The organism is Chryseobacterium fluminis, from assembly GCF_026314945.1.
In the GTDB taxonomy this organism is placed as follows: Bacteria; Bacteroidota; Bacteroidia; order Flavobacteriales; family Weeksellaceae; genus Chryseobacterium; species Chryseobacterium fluminis.
Genome location: NZ_CP111121.1, coordinates 2,724,728 through 2,742,224, shown reverse-complemented (window position 1 = coordinate 2,742,224; position 17,497 = coordinate 2,724,728). Strand labels below are relative to the sequence as shown.

General features: G+C 38.0%; 11 protein-coding genes. All 11 read left to right on the top strand.

Features of this window, described 5'->3' with window-relative positions:
* Positions 1-125: 125 nt before the first annotated feature.
* Positions 126-1,133, top strand: coding sequence for a hypothetical protein (locus ODZ84_RS12475; protein ID WP_266172637.1), 1,008 nt, complete (start codon positions 126-128; stop codon positions 1,131-1,133).
* Positions 1,130-2,269: an EpsG family protein gene (locus ODZ84_RS12470; RefSeq protein ID WP_266172636.1), complete on the top strand. Its 1,140-nt coding sequence runs from the start codon at positions 1,130-1,132 to the stop codon at positions 2,267-2,269. Before ODZ84_RS12475 ends, ODZ84_RS12470 begins: the two co-directional genes overlap by 4 nt.
* Positions 2,270-2,767: 498 nt before the next feature.
* Positions 2,768-6,091: a T9SS type A sorting domain-containing protein gene (locus ODZ84_RS12465; protein WP_266172635.1), complete on the top strand. Its 3,324-nt coding sequence runs from the start codon at positions 2,768-2,770 to the stop codon at positions 6,089-6,091.
* A gap of 230 nt (positions 6,092-6,321) precedes the next feature.
* On the top strand, positions 6,322-8,877 hold the full coding sequence (topA, locus tag ODZ84_RS12460) for a type I DNA topoisomerase (RefSeq protein ID WP_266172634.1): 2,556 nt from the start codon (positions 6,322-6,324) through the stop codon (positions 8,875-8,877).
* A gap of 207 nt (positions 8,878-9,084) precedes the next feature.
* Complete coding sequence (locus tag ODZ84_RS12455) at positions 9,085-10,164, top strand: glycoside hydrolase family protein (protein WP_266172632.1); 1,080 nt, start codon at positions 9,085-9,087, stop codon at positions 10,162-10,164.
* A gap of 141 nt (positions 10,165-10,305) precedes the next feature.
* The gene (locus ODZ84_RS12450) at positions 10,306-10,746 is read left to right on the top strand and encodes an ecotin family protein (RefSeq protein WP_266172630.1); all 441 of its coding nucleotides are present in this window, start codon (positions 10,306-10,308) and stop codon (positions 10,744-10,746) included.
* 11 nt (positions 10,747-10,757) lie between these two features.
* Positions 10,758-11,828 (top strand): formimidoylglutamase, encoded by a 1,071-nt coding sequence (locus ODZ84_RS12445; RefSeq protein ID WP_266172629.1) that lies wholly within the window; start codon positions 10,758-10,760, stop codon positions 11,826-11,828.
* Positions 11,829-11,831: 3 nt separating this feature from the next.
* Positions 11,832-12,815, top strand: coding sequence for a glycosyltransferase family 2 protein (locus ODZ84_RS12440; RefSeq protein ID WP_323136709.1), 984 nt, complete (start codon positions 11,832-11,834; stop codon positions 12,813-12,815).
* Between the two features lie 126 nt (positions 12,816-12,941).
* Positions 12,942-14,069 (top strand): glycosyltransferase family 4 protein, encoded by a 1,128-nt coding sequence (locus ODZ84_RS12435; RefSeq protein WP_266172627.1) that lies wholly within the window; start codon positions 12,942-12,944, stop codon positions 14,067-14,069.
* A 27-nt stretch (positions 14,070-14,096) separates the two neighbouring features.
* Positions 14,097-14,972 (top strand): polysaccharide biosynthesis/export family protein, encoded by an 876-nt coding sequence (locus tag ODZ84_RS12430; protein WP_266172626.1) that lies wholly within the window; start codon positions 14,097-14,099, stop codon positions 14,970-14,972.
* A gap of 2 nt (positions 14,973-14,974) precedes the next feature.
* Positions 14,975-17,470, top strand: coding sequence for an exopolysaccharide transport family protein (locus ODZ84_RS12425; RefSeq protein WP_266172624.1), 2,496 nt, complete (start codon positions 14,975-14,977; stop codon positions 17,468-17,470).
* The last annotated feature ends 27 nt before the right edge of the window (positions 17,471-17,497 follow it).

The following is a 17,497-nucleotide window of genomic DNA, read 5'->3' as shown; positions in this document are numbered from 1 at the left end:
TGTCTGAAAATCAATAAAATATTCTAGGTGGAAAGAAAAAAACTTATACTTTTGCAAAAGTTCCCAATTGATGAAAATACATTTTAAAACAAAAAACTTCTATAGTAAAGGAACTTAGATTTAATATGTTTAAAATATCTGATGAAAAATTTAACGGATTTTTATTTGTAATAATACTTCCGTTTTTGTTGTTTGCTATGTCCTATTACGGGTTTGAATCTTCCTATACCAGGTTAAAGACTGCTGAAACAGCACCCGATTTTCTGTTCTCTTCGGTATATGCTTACCGGGTGGTTCCGAATTATCTCAGCGTTTATCTTACCGGCAGTGCAGCGTTTGTGATTGAGCATTATCTGCCATTTTTTCAAAAATTTCTCTACAAGAACGGTACGGCTTTTTATCACAGTCTGTTTGTAATGAACAGCTTTTTCTTTCTCCTGTCTTCTTGGGTTTTCAGTAAAATTCTGGGATTGAAATTTATTGAAGTTAACGTATCTGTAAACCTGAAGAGAATTGTTCATTTATTGGGAATCTTCTTTATTGTAATCACTCAATATGCCCCGACCAATTGTGATATGATGGCACTCTTTTGTTATCTAAGCGGTGTTTACTGTACCTTAAAATATTTTCACACAAGAAAAGCATCATATTTTTTTAGTTTGACAGGTATTATTTTTTTGTCAACCTTCGTCAGGGAGACGGCATGTTTAAACATTGCGTTTTTTGCCGCTCTTTTTATACATCCGGAGGAGCTGAAGAAAGGAAAGTTTGAGGCAGTATGGAAAACAATTCCTTTGGTTATAAGTTTTTTAATACCTTACCTCGGACTCAGGTTAATGATTGTTCAGAAAACAACGTTTGTCGAAGGGTTCTATATTGACAGGAATTTTGAGAGCCCTTTTAATCTGGCAGGATTGCTGTTTGCAATGATTGTTTTGTACTTCGTTTATATGCTTTGCCAATCAACAGAGAGCAAAACTTTTTTTAAAAAATATCTTTTTTTCTCTCTTCCTTATCTTGTTATGATTACGATGGTAGGGCTATACTGGGAGGTGAGGCTTTTCTTACCATTAATTCTCACGGGAATTGTACTTGCCTGTCATCAATTTAAAAATTCCCTTACGAGAATATGAATTTATTACATCCTTATTACATCATCGCAATCTTTTATATGCTTTTTTTCAGCATACAGGAGGTATTCGGAAAAAGAGTTGAGAAGAAATGGTTTTGGTTGTTAGGAGTTTATCTTATCATATTGGTAGGATTTCGGGATAACGTCGGACCGGACTATGGGAGTTACCGGGGTATTTATATTTATTCTTATACGGCGGAGTATATGAGCATTATCAAAAAAGCACTGCATATTGAAGGATCTGAGAATGTGCAGATCGAATGGCTTTATGCCATGATTAATAAGCTGTTGCTGGATGTCTTTAATGCGCCTTTTTATATGCTCACCCTCGTGATTGCCATATTGGCTATATTCTTTAAAATTGAATATACTGAAGACAATACCTTTTATCCTTTCACTTTCACGCTCTTCATGTTTATTCCGAACTTTTTTATTGGAGAAAGTGGGCAGATACGTCAGAATTTAGGTACATTCATTATTTACTTTGCCATACGGTATATTAAAGAGCGTAAGCTCTGGCATTACCTTTTCTGGGTCTTTATAGCTTCCGGAATTCACAATGTCTGTTACATCTTTTTACCGATGTACTGGCTGGTGAAGTTTCCACTTAACCGGACCTGGATGCTTGTACTTATTTTAGGATCTGTTTTTGCCTCGCCTTTTGAAATTTACAGAGTTTTTGGGGATTTTCTGGGTAACCTTTCTTCCGACAGTATGTTGGTGGATGGTTTTAATGGCTATATTGAAGAAACGGCAGAAAGGCTGAACGGTGGCTTCGGGATTCCTGAGGCAATGATGGCAATTCTTACATTTTTCTTATTTGTTTTTGATAAGAAAATGGTTGAAAAATATCCGTATTACGAATATCACAGGGTATATGCCGTCATGGGCATCTGTTTGTATTTCATATTCCGGAACAATCCTGTATTCTCTTCCAGACTTGCAGGTGCATTTATCGGCTTTTCCTATCTGATCATACCTAATGCAATGTATGTGGTTTCTTCAGTTCAGAAAAGATTAATATACTCTTTCATTATAGCTCTGGTTGTTTTCAACTTCTTTGTATTTGCCAGTTTTAGAAATATTATCGGGGGGAGGTTTACAATTGATCTTTATAAAAATCACATACTGCCTTAAATGGTCGGCTGATTATAAATATTTCAAAAAGCAGAGAAAAAGACAGTGTAGTAACATTGTCTTTTTTTTATTTCACTAATATATTATTTACATTATCTATCACAAAACTGATTATTAATATTAATTCAAATTGAGCAAAAACATAAAAAATATTTCAAGAATGCTTTATTTTAGCGTTGTTCACGTTAAAATAGGAAACTCTTATAGGTGTAATTTAATACTTTTAACAAATTTTTGTATTACATAGTATTTTTTTAACATTATCTATAAAATAAATCAATATTCTTTAACGAGGGCGTAGATGTTGTAATATTTTGATAACGCAAAGTTAAGGAAATGAATAAGTCAGTTAAAAATTTAGCGGCAATTACTTTTTGCCTAGTGTCAGTTGGCATCTATTCTAAGAATAAGATAAAAACTCGTGAGATCTTTTCAAATTACATTAATTCCGATGGATTACTTTTAAAAATCCGGGATACTGTAGTTAAGCCTAAGGAGATGATTTTTAATGAAAATAACAAAAATAAAGCGCTGCTCGGGAGAGATCTGCCAAAAGACTGGTCCAAGGCGCCTAACAGTTATATTTTTGATCCGGGCCAAGACAGTGAAGGCCTGTATATTCCGGTCCGAAAAGCATATGTCATGTGGGAACAGGACAAACTTATGGGAGGAACACCTATTCCTAACGGCAAAATTACGGCCGATGTTTTATGGGAAGATGCCCATGGATTAATTAAAACAGGAGCCTCGTATAAACTTGAGGTCCTGGATTCCGGAATCAATGCAAAAATAAAAGTCCCGATCAACAAGACCAAAAAAGGAAATGCCGTCATCGCATTCAGGGTCGGGGGACAGATCTTCTGGAGCTGGCATGTGTGGGTAACGGATGATCCTACGAACGGAAGCACGTACAGAAGTTTTACCGATTTAAAAAGACAGAAAAACGACGGCACAATAGAAGCTATTCCGGATTCAGACTGGGGATGGATGGATAGAAATCTTGGAGCGCTTACCAGCTCAATTACAGCCAATGAGTGGAACCGAAACGGTGGATTGCTTTATCAGTGGGGAAGAAAGGATCCTATTCCGCCATTGGTTACGAAAGGGAACGACTTCTATGAAGTTTCAGGCTCTGTTGGAAGAGTAAGACATAGAGGGGCTAAAAATTTCACGAATGCAACAACTATTGATAATCTGAGAAAATTTGTACTTCTGTCCAATGCTCAGGCTCCTGATAATATCAGGCTCTCAGTAAGGAATCCGCTAAGCCTTATTTACGTAAATAAAGATGACAATTCCGGACCGGCTTATTATAATAACAATACCAATCTTCCTTTAAATTGGTTTGGTAAATATTTTAATCTGAGCGATAATCTTCTGTCCGAACTTAACCTATGGTCGGATAATTCTGAAGGAAAGATTGCAACCGGATACAACAGTGATGCCAATGCAAAACCTTACAGAGATAAATCATCTTATGACCCCTGCCCGAACGGGTGGAGAATGCCTTCCATGCTTGTGGCCAATCTGGCCGGACAGAACTATATTGACGATGTGAGAATGGATTATTCTCCTTTTGGAGTCAGAACAAACATGGGAAAAAACGTATTTGAATCCAATAATTATCATCTAATAAAACCTACTGACTCAGGATTACCTGCTTTCATGACCGGCTTTAAAGTATATCCCAACGTGGGGTTCGATTTATCCAATGTCGGAGGATTAGATATGGGCATTTTTCCGGGTACAGGACAGCTTATTCTGGGGCTGCATTCCGGGCAGTATACGGATCAGCACCATACAGGGCTGTGGACTGCAACGATGGCCAGACAGTTTGATGCCACACCGGCTACGTCAGCAAGGGGTTTGTATATGATTCCGGACAGAGAGCAGCCGGATGTGCCGGATCCATCTCTCCCCACAGTGAAAGGAAGGTACTGGTACCGCCCGCTGTACCCCATGAATACTTCTGATGCTAATGCCTGCAGATGTATAAAAGATCCACTGTATATAGAAGATAATTATAATTTTTCTACAGAATTTCTGGCCCCTGAGACAGAGTACCGTGAAGGAATCGACGATCCCAATACGTACCAGGTACTAAAAAGTACAAGTGCTATTACCATCGAAATTCCTGTCAGCAAGGCTTTTTCAGTACAGAGCGAGCTTCTGAATAATAAAGATATCCTTAACCCCGTTAATTACAACGATTTAAAATCAAATGTTCTATGGACAACCAATACTTCTCTTATTAATAATGTGGCAATGCAGAACTCTTCGCCATCTTCACTGTCTGCAATTTCCGGATCAAAAATCCTGGTAACGCTCAATCCTAATCAGAGTGGAAATGCTGTAATTACCCTGCATAACGGAAATATTACCAATCCTGTGTATTGGAGCTGGCATATTTGGGTTACAGATACGCCGGTATCCTCTTATTCATATACCACGGAGCTGCCGATTTCCAGTGCTACCAATTTTATCAACTATTCGCCTAAAGCAGATAATATATTTCAGACCGAGTTTATGGACAGGAATCTTGGCGCGACAGATGCCTTTCCTGTCGTTGCGGATCCGCTTACCCCTACAGCAGCAGAATTAGCAAAAATAAAAGCATCTACAGGACTGCATTATCAGTGGGGAAGGAAAGATCCTCTGCCTGTTTTCCAATATGCAGATAACAGAGCTTCTTATCCGGTTTACCTCGGAAATGTGTCTGCCAGCGGAACTCCTGCTTATACTTCGCTGCCTTTTGCTACCTATAACAATATGTCAGGAAGCTACATCATACCTTATAATACCTATGCGAATGCGGTAAGTGTACAGCCTACAGACAAACCTTCTGAAAAAGTAGCTAAAATACTATCCTATTCTGTACAAAACCCATTGGTTTACATGATTCCAAGCACATTTGCCCCTTTCAGCAGCAGTTCAGCTGTGTATACCAATGGAACAGACTGGCTGGCTGATGAGCCTAATTTAGCTCCGGACAGATGGGGAAGAGGAGGCAAAAAATCCCCTTTCGATCCGTGTCCTGAAGGATGGAGAATTCCTGATCTGAGTGCAGTTTCCATTGGTACCGATAAAGATTTCGGATTGACACCATGGTATAAAAAAGATAAAAACGTGGCAACGGCATATAGTGTAGTTACAGATTATAACGGCGTCAGAGTCAGAAGAAGCGCATCTTTTAGTTATACGATAGGCTATACCTTTAATTCGTCGGAGTATGCTGTCGGGAATTACCCCAATTCCGGATCAAGAGGATTTAGAAGTGTCATTGCAAATCAGACGGCGCAGGGAACTTATAATGTAATTAATTATCAGTACCCCGCGGTATGGACTGCCGCTCTCAATTCCAACTATATGGGCAGACCGATCAATGTACTTTTTGATGCCGCTGCGACAGCCAACCGTATGATTGCTTTTCATGATAACAATGACCCGTACTTCGGATTGAGCTGCCGTTGTGTGAAAATTAAATATGACACCGATGGGAATGAAGAAGGCGTAATTCCGAAATTACCCGTTACATCGTTACCTGCCGTTAAAGCAGCAAGAGCATTAAGTAATACTGAAATACAGGAAATCGTGAAGGAAGAAAAGATCCTCCTGTTTCCGAATCCGGTTAGGGAAGAACTGCATATCAAGGCTCCTGATCAAAAAGACGGATATTATTTCCAGATATACAATATGTCCGGGCAGCTGGTAAAATCCGGGAAATTTGAAAGCGGTAAAACCAATGTTTCATCACTGATTTCCGGAGCATATCTCGTAAGAATTAATGAATCAAAGGAAATTGTAAAAATCATAAAAAAGTAATGGGCAATTAAATCAGAGAAATAAAGTCATCTTATTTGGGAGGCTTTGTTTCTCTTTTTTCTTATCATTAAATATTTCTCATTAATTGTCCCGTAGAAATGGATAAAACCTTTTGATTACAGATAATTCTTAGAAAGAACGATAAGATAGGTATTACTAATTATAAAATAAAACTTGATTCGCAAAATCTATATAATAAAAAAGCTTTACTTTTGCAAAAAATTTTTAGAATGTCGAAAAATTTAGTAATCGTTGAGTCTCCGGCCAAAGCAAAAACTATTCAGAAATATTTAGGGAAGGATTTCGATGTGAAATCCAGCTTCGGTCATATCCGTGATCTGCCTAAAAAAGGAATGGGAATTGATCTGGGAACATTTACTCCTGATTATGAAGTTTCTGCCGACAAGAAGAAATTAGTAACAGAATTAAAAGCTGCAGTAAAGAAGGCTGAGATGGTATGGCTGGCTTCCGATGAAGACCGTGAAGGAGAAGCTATTGCCTGGCACCTGGCAGATGAACTGAAGCTCAAGCCGGAAAACCGGAAAAGAATTGTTTTCCATGAGATTACAAAAAATGCCATTCTGAAAGCTATTGATAATCCAAGAGATATAGATCAGAATCTGGTGAATGCCCAACAGGCACGGAGGGTGCTAGACAGGATCGTAGGTTTCGAAATGTCTCCGGTGCTTTGGAAAAAAGTAAAACCGGGATTGTCTGCAGGAAGAGTTCAGTCTGTTGCAGTACGTTTAATTGTTGAAAGAGAAAAAGAGATCCGTGAATTTATTCCGAAGGCAAGTTTCAAAGTAGATGGGATATTCCAGAATAAAAATGAGCAGGAAATTGCTGCTAAACTTAAAAAAGACTTCAATAAAGAAGAAGACGCTGAAAAATTCCTGGAACAGGCAAGAACCACAGATTTCAAAGTGCTGAATGTTGAAACAAAGCCTGGTACGCGTTCTGCTTCTGCTCCTTTTACAACTTCGACACTACAACAGGAAGCATCATCCAGGTTAGGGTATAATGTCACCAACACCATGCGTCTTGCCCAAAGACTGTATGAAGAAGGATATATTACCTATATGAGAACCGATTCGGTAAATCTTTCTCAGGAGGCGATTGAAGGAGCAAAAAAACAGATTACATCAGAATACGGTGCAGAATATTCTTCACCGAGAAACTATACCACCAAATCATCTTCTGCGCAGGAAGCTCACGAGGCGATTCGTCCTACGGATTTTGCGGTGAAAAGCATTGGTGATGTTCAGTTAAACAGATTATACCAGCTTATTTACAGAAGAACACTGGCTTCGCAGATGGCTAATGCCAAAATTGAGAAAACAGTCATAGAAATCGGAGATGAAAAACTTCCCCAGCATTTTGAAGCACAGGGAGAAGTCATCATTTTTGACGGTTTCTTAAAAGCATACGGAATTGTAAAGACAGAAGAGGAAGATGAGGAGAACAATGAAAAGCTGCTTCCGAAAGTAAGGGTAGGAGAAACGTTAGCGTATAAAAAAATTACGGCTACAGAAAAATTTACAAGACCCAGTGCGAGATATACGGAGGCTGGATTGGTGAGAAAGCTTGAGGAGCTGGGAATCGGTCGTCCTTCGACTTATGCACCGACGATTCAGACGATTCAGAATCGTGAGTATGTCGATAAGAGAGAAGTGGAGCCACAGACAAGAGAAGTAGTGAAAATTTCTCTGGCAAAAGATAAAATCAAAAAAGAAGTCCTTGACGAAAAATTCGGAGGAGATAAAAATAAATTCCTTCCCACCGATACCGGTGAAGTGGTAAGTGATTTCCTGACCGATAATTTTAAAGAAATCTTGGATTATGGTTTTACAGCGAGAGTTGAAGAAAGTTTCGACGAAATTGCCAATGGTGATCAGAAGTGGAAAGAAATGATGACGGATTTCTACTCAAAGTTCCACCCGAGAATTGAAGATGTAGAAGAAAATGCAGATCGTGCGACAGGCGACAGGCTTTTAGGTGTTGATCCCAAAACAGGTAAAAATGTGCATGCCAGGATCGGAAGATTCGGGGCAATGATCCAGATTGGGGAAACCGAAGATGAAGAAAAACCTATTTTTGCCTCACTAATGGCCGGGCAGAATATAGCAACCATTACCTTTGAAGAAGCTTTGGAGTTATTTAAACTTCCCTTTGATCTGAATGAGATCGATGGAAATCCGGTTTCTGTAGGCGTAGGGAGATTCGGACCTTATGTGAAATGGGGGGAAACGTACATCAGTATTCCTAAAGGAGAAGATCCTCTTTCAATCGATCAGAAACGGGCCGAGGAAATCATCAACGAAAAGAAAGTTGCCGACGCTCCGATAGCAACTTACAAAGGCGAACCTGTAACTAAAGGAACCGGAAGATTCGGACCTTTTATCAAATATCAGAGTATTTTCGTCAACGTTCCGAAGCGATACGATTTTGATAATCTTTCTCAAAGCGATATTAACGAATTAATTGATGCTAAGCTTGAAAAAGAGGCCAACCGGTATATCCAGCAGTGGGAAAAAGAAAAAATTTCCATCGAAAACGGAAGATGGGGCCCCTTCATTAAATTCGGTAAGGCCATGTTCAAGATTCCGAAAAAAGCTGATGATACCAAATATGAAGCAGATGAGCTGAAGGAACTTTCTCTGGATGAGGTGAAAAAGTGGATTACCGATCAGGATCCCAAAGCATTTGCAGAAAAGAAAAAGCCGGCGGCTAAAAAAACCACAGCAACGAAAAAGCCAGCGGCTAAGAAACCGGCAGCAAAAAAATAGACCGTTATATTTAAATAGTACAGGCCCCTTTTGAGCATTTCAAAAGGGGTTTTTTGTATAGTTCCTGGCTGATCCTCAGATGGGTGTTGTCCTTGGCTCAATAATTACTCAATCGGATAATTATGTTTTTGCTGAATTGGAGGTCTACCCGAAACCGCAGGATACTCAATCTACAGGCTTCTGCTAAATTAGCTTCAAATAAATGCTATGGAAAAGCCTTTCACGCGCAAAGAATTCCTGCAAACATCAGCTTTAGGAATCACAGCTGTTGTTTTTGGATCGTCGTTTACCCGTTTATTAGCTTCAGAAGAAAAACCTTATTTCGATTTGAAACCGATCGGCCGGCAGTTTTCCCTTGAGGGATATTATATCTGGTGCAGTTCTCCGATCTGGGGTGAAGACGGGAAAGTTCATCTCTTTTACTCGCGATGGAAAAAAGAAAAAGGAATGGGCGGATGGCTTAACGGTTCTGAAATTTGCCGTGCAGAAGCAGATTCGCCATGGCACAAGTTTGAACATAAGCAGGTTATCCTGGCGCCAAGAGGTGGAGAATTCTGGGATGCTACCACCTGCCATAACCCTCTGATTAAAAAAGTAGGAGATGAATATTATTTATTCTTTATGGGAAATTCCAATGGAAAAACAAATACCAAAAGGATCGGATTGGCAACTGCAAAAAGTCTTAGTGGCATCTGGACCCGTCCGGAAGAACCTCTGCTTCTTCCCGGAAAAGAAGGTTCGTGGGACGATCATTGCACAACAAATCCGGCTTTTGTAGAAGGAAATGATGGTAAATACTGGCTGTTTTATAAATCCTGGAATACCGGAGAATATGAAACGCAGAAAGGCAGCGTAAGGGGAAACCGGAAATACGGAGTGGCAAAAGCCGATTCTCCAAAAGGACCCTACATAAAAGTTCCTGAAAATCCGGTGATCGATTTTTCGTCACTGCCTGATAATGCCCAGCTGGAAGATGCTTTTATCTGGAAACAAAAAGGAAAGTTTCATATGGTAGCCCGCGACATGGGATTTTTTAACCATGCGTACGGTTTGCATTTAACAACAAAAAATGGTCTATATTGGTCAAAGCCCGAAATTGCTTATCTCAGTATGGGAAATTATGTCAATGAACCCGATCCTCCGAAACATTTAAAACGATTCGGAAGATTAGAACGGCCTATGCTTTTACCTGATAAAAACGGGGAAAAACCCCGGTTCTTATTCGGGGCAACACAGGGCGGGGATTTTGAAACTTCAACGGCTTTTGTATTTGAGATCTTAAAATAGAATTTATCACAGTTTGAAACGATGACAAAGCCGATCCGTATAAAGCCGTTAACAATTTGTTGATGGTTTTTTTATGCATAAAAATTATGTTACAATTTCAACTTGATGAGGTTTTTTGTAAGTTTGTGAAAATGTTTTTTAATGAAGTTCCTGTACACGCTGTTTTTAGTTTTTTTATTTAATATATGTTTTTCTCAGGAAAATTATTATCCGGGGGCCAGAAGAGGGTTCACGAGGGTAAATGTGAACTTACCGAAAAATGCAAATGAAAAAAAGTACAAGGTAGAGTTTTATCTTACCATCAATAAAGAAATGGAGGATTGCCATACGGCTAAAATGGAAAATAAATTCCAGAAAAAGACCTATGGAAGCAATTCGTATTATGAAGCATCATCAGATTATCAGATTCTGATTTACAGCAACGAAAAGTGCGGTGGCAAAAAAATGTCCAAAAAGGTTTATAATGAACCCGTAACGGAAAAGTATCAGTCCAAAGACAGTTTTGTATTTTATATACCTGAAAATATGGCTGTAGAATACAGGCTGTTGAAAGACGAATCTGGTTTGAGTAAAGTAAATTAGACAGAATAAGCATGAATTTTGAAGATTTTATCATTTCACCAAGAAATTTCAAAACCGAAAACTGGCAGATCGGGAGCCGTATTACCAAAGATATAAAAGAAGATAGTATTGTTCTGCTGTTTATTTCCGATTACAGAGGCGCAGGCGGCGATGCAGAAGTGCAGGACTTTACGGGGATCAGAAAAGAGTTTTATAAACTTTCGCAGCTGGATTTTGAGATTCCCGTTGTCGATTTGGGAGATCTGGTTTCAGGAAAATCCGTTCAGGATTCTCACTATATTCTGCAGGAGGTATTATCTGCCTGTCATCATAGAAGAGCGATTCCGGTTATTATTGGTGGCTCGAACGATTTTGCGTATTCCTTATTTTCAGGATTGAACCTCCACCAGAACAGTATTAATTATACACAGATCAGCAATATTATTGCTCTTAATCAGGATGAGAACATTAATGAGCATACCTTTTTAAGTAAAATCTTAGGATCTAAAAACTTTTCAATTAAAAATTATCATCATTTAGGATATCAGAAACATTTAAACCAAACAGATTCCATCCGTCTGATCAAAGAAGTAGAATTCGACATTGTTCGTCTCGCCGAAATGATGAATTCCACTGAAAAAACAGAACCTTTCTTCAGAAAAGCAGACCTGGTAACGGTAAATTGTGATGCAGTGGAAAGTTTCAGTGAACCCTTTTCGATGAATCCGCAGGTGAACGGATTAAACCGCAGAGAGATCTGTGCTTATATGAAAGAAATAGGGTTAAGCGAAAATCTGAAGTCTGTAGGAATTTTTAATTATAACATCTATTCTGAAAACCAGCTTAACCACCAGCTTCTTGCACAGATGATCTGGTACCTGATTGAAGGAATTAATATTCAGAGATCCCATCCTAAAGAAAGATATTACGAAATATTTTATGTGCTCGTTGATGACAGACAGTACGCTTTTAAACGTGATACTTTCAGTAACCTGTGGTATTTTGGTGATGATGAAAATATAGAAAACTGTATTCCCTGTTCCCGCAAAGATTTTGATGAAGCTAAAAAAGGATGGCTGAATGCACGACTGACGAAAATTTAATTTATGACACATGTTCCCTCAAAAGTTTCCATTATTGTTCCCGTTTACAATGTAGAGCATTACCTGGCAAAATGTCTGGACTCCCTGGTTAATCAGACAGTCAGACATATGGAGATTCTCGTTGTTAATGACGGGAGTAAAGATAATTCTGAGCAGATTATTCAGGATTATGCTCATAAGTATCCTGAAAAAATTAAAGCCTTCAGCAAAAAAAACGGAGGCTTAAGCGACGCCCGTAATTTCGGGCTCGACAGATCTACAGGAGATTATATAGGCTTCGTCGACAGTGATGACTACGTAACTCCCACGATGTTTGAAGAAATGCTGGATCTGGCAGAAAAGCATCATTCTAAAATGGTGATCTGCAACATTCAGAAAGTGAATCAGCATGGGACGATTACCCAGAAGCTCACACAGATCCCGAATATGCCGGAAAAAATAGATCTGGAGCGTAATTTCTCCGTTTTTTCAGACCTGAGTTATTTTGCCTGCAATAAAATCTTTCATAAAGACTTATTTAAGGAGAGACGATTTAAAAAAGGAATTCATTTTGAAGATATACAGCTCATTCCACAGCTACTTTTAGAATGTGATACCATTGCTCAGACACAGAATTTTCATTATCAGTATCTTGAACGTACGGATTCTATTACAAAAACCCATACTGAGAGGGGATTAGATATTCTGAATGCGGTGAAAAATGTAGAAACTGCCTTTAAAGATTCAAAATACTCCAATAAACACAATGAACTCAGAAATTTCCAGATTTTTGAAGGGGTCTACTCCTTTTTAGCGTATTTAGCATATGTTGAAAAAGAAGAGATATTTTATAATATGTCTGCTGAATTAGAGCTTTTTGTGAAGGAAAGAAATATAAAAATTAAAGATATATTGAATTATAGTCGTTTTGATAAAAATTATCTTTTATCTTTGCCCCTGAAAAAAAGATATATTATCTGCTTTTTTTTGCAGGACAAAAGAAGCTGATAAGAAAGTTAATGTAAACACAAATGTAAGTACTATTGTTTCGATTCGGTAGAAATCTTAACTGTAAGATTTTATTGAATTGTCTAACAGTTATTTATAAAACAAAATGTACTTGAGTAGAAAAAAATGAAAAATTTTGAATTGTTCTTAAGCCAGTCAGGAATTCCTATCTTCTATGTGAAAATAGGACTCGGTTTTATATTTTCCTTTCTAATCACATTTTTTTCCGTGCCTACGATTATTAAGATTTCCAGAAGGAAAAATCTTATGGATGAGCCGGGTATGAGGAGTTCCCATATCAGAAAAATTCCTAATTTGGGAGGAATCGCCATATTTTATTCCATCGGGATATCTGCATCCATCTTTGCCTATGAGCTTTTTGATCTGTACAAGTTTTTATTCGCTTCAATGGTCATTCTTCTTTATATCGGAGTTATGGATGATATAGTGGTAATGAGGGCTTATAAGAAATTAGTTGCTCAGATCGTGGTTTCATCACTTATCGTGATCGGATCAGATATCAGGATTAGAAGTCTCTTCGGTATACTGGGAATCTATGAACTCAAATATATTATAAGTGTTGTTTTCAGTATCGTCACTTTTATTATTCTGATCAATGCGTTTAATTTAATTGACGGAATCGATGGTTTAGCCGGAGGATATTCTATTATCTGCAGTATTCTTTTCGGGATCAGTTATTATAGATTGGGAGAATATAATTATCCGCTGGTCGTTTTATCCGCAGTTATTATAGGTGCTGTTCTGGCTTTTCTGTACTACAATCTTTCAAATTACCGCACCAGTAAAATATTCATGGGAGATACAGGATCGATGTTGCTGGGTTTCCTGCTTGCTTTTACATCCATTTGCTTTATCAATATCTTTATAGATAGGGCTCTTCCCAATGTGCCCAGGTATCATCTGCAATCAGCACCGGTGATCGCCGTTGCCATTTTAATACTGCCGATTGTAGATACCCTGAATGTGATCATTGTGAGACTTATCAATAAAAAATCTCCTTTTGACGCAGATAAGAACCATATCCACCACAAACTTTTAAAACTGAATCTTACCCACAGAAGATCAAGTTTCTATATCATCGTTTATTATCTTTTTATCGTATCTGTGGCCTATTATTTTAGGCATATAAATATAAACCTGCTATTGGCCGTTATTGTATCACTGGGTTTTTTAGGAGCTTATATACCAGATTTTATTTATCTTACGAAGAAAAATAAAAAGACTAATAATTAATCTTTATTTTTGCAAACAACTTGAAATATGATGAAGAATTATAAGTATTTATACCTTTTGATATTACCCTTTTTAGTGACATCTTGTATTACAACAAAGGATGTGCGGTATATGCAGCCAAGCGAAAGCCTGGTGATTAATGAGGAAGGCCTTATTCCTTACAATATACCGGTTTATCGGATTACTAAAAATGATATTTTAAACCTTAATATTGTGACTACTCCAAAAGGAGATGCAGCACAGTTTTACTCCTCACTTAACACCTCAGGAAGTACACAGGCTCCTACGACGAATACGGTAGCCAGCTCGGGCGGACGGGCCGGAATTACCGGTTCTTCAGGAAGCCAGGGAGGGAACTCTGTTTTTTACTTTAACGGATTGAAAGTAGATTCCAAAGGAGATATTAATGTATTCGGTATTGGATATATTAAAGCAGAAGGAAGAACCATTGAAGAAGTCTCTCAGGAAATCCAGGACAAGGTGAATGAAAATTTTCAGGAAGGAAAATCTGAGGTAAGATTAAATACAGATGGTATTACCTATTATATCCTTGGGGATGTTGAAACTACAGGCGTTACAGGTGAAAAAGTAGCCCATAAAAATACTTTGACCATTACTGAAGCATTAGCAATAAACGGAGGCTTAAACAGAACAGTCGACAGAAAAACAGTGGTTATTCACAGAAAATTACCTGAAGGAATCAAAGTAGCCCAAATAGACCTTACCCGTGAAGATATTATGAATTCCCCTTACTACTATGTACAGAACGGAGATGAGATTTATCTGAATACCAGGGCGAAAAGTCTCAACGGATTCGGAAAAGACCCGGTTCAGACTTTAATAACGGGAGTGTCTGTCATCACTACGGCATTATCAATTTATTTATTGCTTAAAAACCTTTAGTCATGATTCCAGAAAAAGATACTGCTGTAGAGAAAATAGATTCTCAAAAGGAAAAATACGGATCTTTTGCTCTTTTTGATATTGAGCATTTTATAAGGAGGCTTCTTAAAAATTGGTATTGGTTTGTTTTTATGCTTTGTATCGGGTACGCCATCTCATGGGTGTACAGCAAATATTACGCACAGAATATTTATTCCTCCAATCTTTCATTGAGTGTATCCAATAATACTTCAAGCTATTTTACACCCAATCAGTCGATTAATTTCATCTGGGGGCAGGGAGGAAATCAGGACGGTATTTATCTGAAGAAAATGCTTTTATCAAGAACTCACAACGAGTTTTTGGTTAAAGAACTCGACCTTTTTGTAAATTATTCTACCAAGGGAATGATTAAATCTACGTATCTGGATAAAGATGATTCACCGGTTTTTTTACAGGTTGACAAGAAGCATCTTCAACAGATCAATTATCCGATCACTTTACTGCCGAAGGGAAATGGTTCTTATGAAGTTGTCCTTCCGGAAGAGGGACAATCCACAAACTTATACAACTACGAAATAGAAGGTTTCCAGAATATTAACAGCTACGAAAGGCCCGCAAACAAAATTATAAAAACAGGAGAGTGGTATACGACCCCCAACCTTAGATTCAGATTAATTAAAAATCAGGTAAGTCCAAAACTTAAACTGGATAATATCATCATTAATCTGAGTTCTGTAAACCAATCGGTAAATGACATCGTTTCTACCGTGAATGTAGATTTTGATAAAGAGATCAGTACGATTATGATTATTTCGAAAACAGGCTATAATCTTAACAGTACGGTTAACTTTTTAAATATGTCCGTAAACCAGCTTCAGAAGAAGAGGCTTGCCGATAGAATGCTGGTAGATAAAAATACAGAAATTTATTTAAAAGGAAATCTCTCGACAATCGGAAAAAAACTGGACTCAAGTGCTAATGTCCTCAATTATCTGAAGACTTCAGAAAAGCTTTATGATATTAAGGACAGAGATGAAAAATCTTTAACCAGAATTAAAGAGCTTGAAGCCGAGAAAGCAGATCTGTTAAGTAAGATCTCATCTTTGAATGAGATCAAAAATACACTGGAAAGCCAGAATTTCGACAGAATGATAAGCACTACCGCTGCAGGTTTTGAAGATGGAACGTTCACGGCATCAGTTACAGAATTAAAGGCTCTGTATCTCAAGAGACGGGAATTAGCGGCTATTTATACACCGAATTCTGAGCCTATGAAAGAAATCAACAGGCTTATTAATGAGGCGAAAATGAGCTCTTCCGGTTCATTGCGAGCATATTATAACAAGTATTTCACACAAATCAACAAGATCAACAATGATGTATCTGAAGCCAATTCCGACCTGGATTCTTATCCGGAAAAAGAACGCAGATACCTTGATGCGGAGAGAACCTACAATATGATCGAAGCGACGTATAACAGCTTGCTGGGCAGGCAGAATGATACACAGATGAAAATGGCTGCCAATCAATCGGATATAAGTGTGATCGACCCTGCCAAAAATGTAGGGCAGCCTCCCATCGGACCGAATGTGAAGGGTGTAAAGCTTGCCATTTTCGGCGGATTACTGTTGCTGCCGTTGCTTTTCATCTTAATCGGAGAGCTATTGGATAATAAAATCCGAAATATAAAGGAATTATTAAATGCTACAAGAATTCCTTTATTGGGAGTGGTCGGGAATAATAACAGCGAAGACATGCTTACCGTTCTGGGACATCCTAAATCTTCTGTTTCTGAAGCCTTCCGCGGAATCAGGGCCAATATGAGATTCCTAATGAATGAGGATGGAAAAAGTAAAGTGATCCTTGTCACTTCTTCTATTGGTGGTGAAGGAAAGACCTATGTTTCCATTAACCTGGCTTCTGTTCTTGGACTTAGTGATAAAAAAACGATCCTTCTGGGAATGGACTTGAGAAAACCGAAAATTTTCGGAGACTTTAAAATTGATAATAAATATGGTATTTCCAACTATCTTACCGGTGAAGTGGGGATAGATGAGATTATCAATAAAACAAGAATATCAAATCTTGATGTAGCTACTTCCGGTCCGATTCCGCCAAACCCTTCCGAGCTTTTAATGAGCAGGAAGAATGTAGAATTTATCGAAGAGCTAAGGACCATCTATGATTTTATCATTATCGACTCTCCTCCTGTAGGACTTGTTGCAGATTCTTATGAGCTGATGAAATATTCTGATGCCAATATTTATGTGGTGCGTCATGAATATACCGAAAAATATATGCTGAAAATGATTACTGAGAAGTATCACAGTAATGAAATTGAGCACCTGGGGATGGTGTATAACGATTATAATACGAAACAGGGCTATGGATATGGGTACGGATATGGTTACGGCTATGGCTATGGCTATGGTTATTTTGACGAAGACAAAAACTATAAAGAGCCCCTGTTAATCAGGATCAGAAATAAGGTAAGGACAATACTCAACAGAAACTAATATATAATAAACCCTCATGTAATGGGG

Bases quoted from the DNA above. Each gene is read 5' to 3' on its own strand.
- ODZ84_RS12465 (WP_266172635.1), top strand. From the start codon at position 2,768: ATGATTTTTAATGAAAATAACAAAAATAAAGCGCTGCTCGGGAGAGAT.
- ODZ84_RS12435 (WP_266172627.1), top strand. From the start codon at position 12,942: ATGAAAAATTTTGAATTGTTCTTAAGCCAGTCAGGAATTCCTATCTTC.
- ODZ84_RS12445 (WP_266172629.1), top strand. From the start codon at position 10,758: ATGAATTTTGAAGATTTTATCATTTCACCAAGAAATTTCAAAACCGAA.
- ODZ84_RS12455 (WP_266172632.1), top strand. From the start codon at position 9,085: ATGGAAAAGCCTTTCACGCGCAAAGAATTCCTGCAAACATCAGCTTTA.
- ODZ84_RS12470 (WP_266172636.1), top strand. From the start codon at position 1,130: ATGAATTTATTACATCCTTATTACATCATCGCAATCTTTTATATGCTT.
- ODZ84_RS12425 (WP_266172624.1), top strand. From the start codon at position 14,975: ATGATTCCAGAAAAAGATACTGCTGTAGAGAAAATAGATTCTCAAAAG.
- topA (WP_266172634.1), top strand. From the start codon at position 6,322: ATGTCGAAAAATTTAGTAATCGTTGAGTCTCCGGCCAAAGCAAAAACT.
- ODZ84_RS12475 (WP_266172637.1), top strand. From the start codon at position 126: ATGTTTAAAATATCTGATGAAAAATTTAACGGATTTTTATTTGTAATA.
- ODZ84_RS12430 (WP_266172626.1), top strand. From the start codon at position 14,097: ATGATGAAGAATTATAAGTATTTATACCTTTTGATATTACCCTTTTTA.
- ODZ84_RS12440 (WP_323136709.1), top strand. From the start codon at position 11,832: ATGACACATGTTCCCTCAAAAGTTTCCATTATTGTTCCCGTTTACAAT.
- ODZ84_RS12450 (WP_266172630.1), top strand. From the start codon at position 10,306: ATGAAGTTCCTGTACACGCTGTTTTTAGTTTTTTTATTTAATATATGT.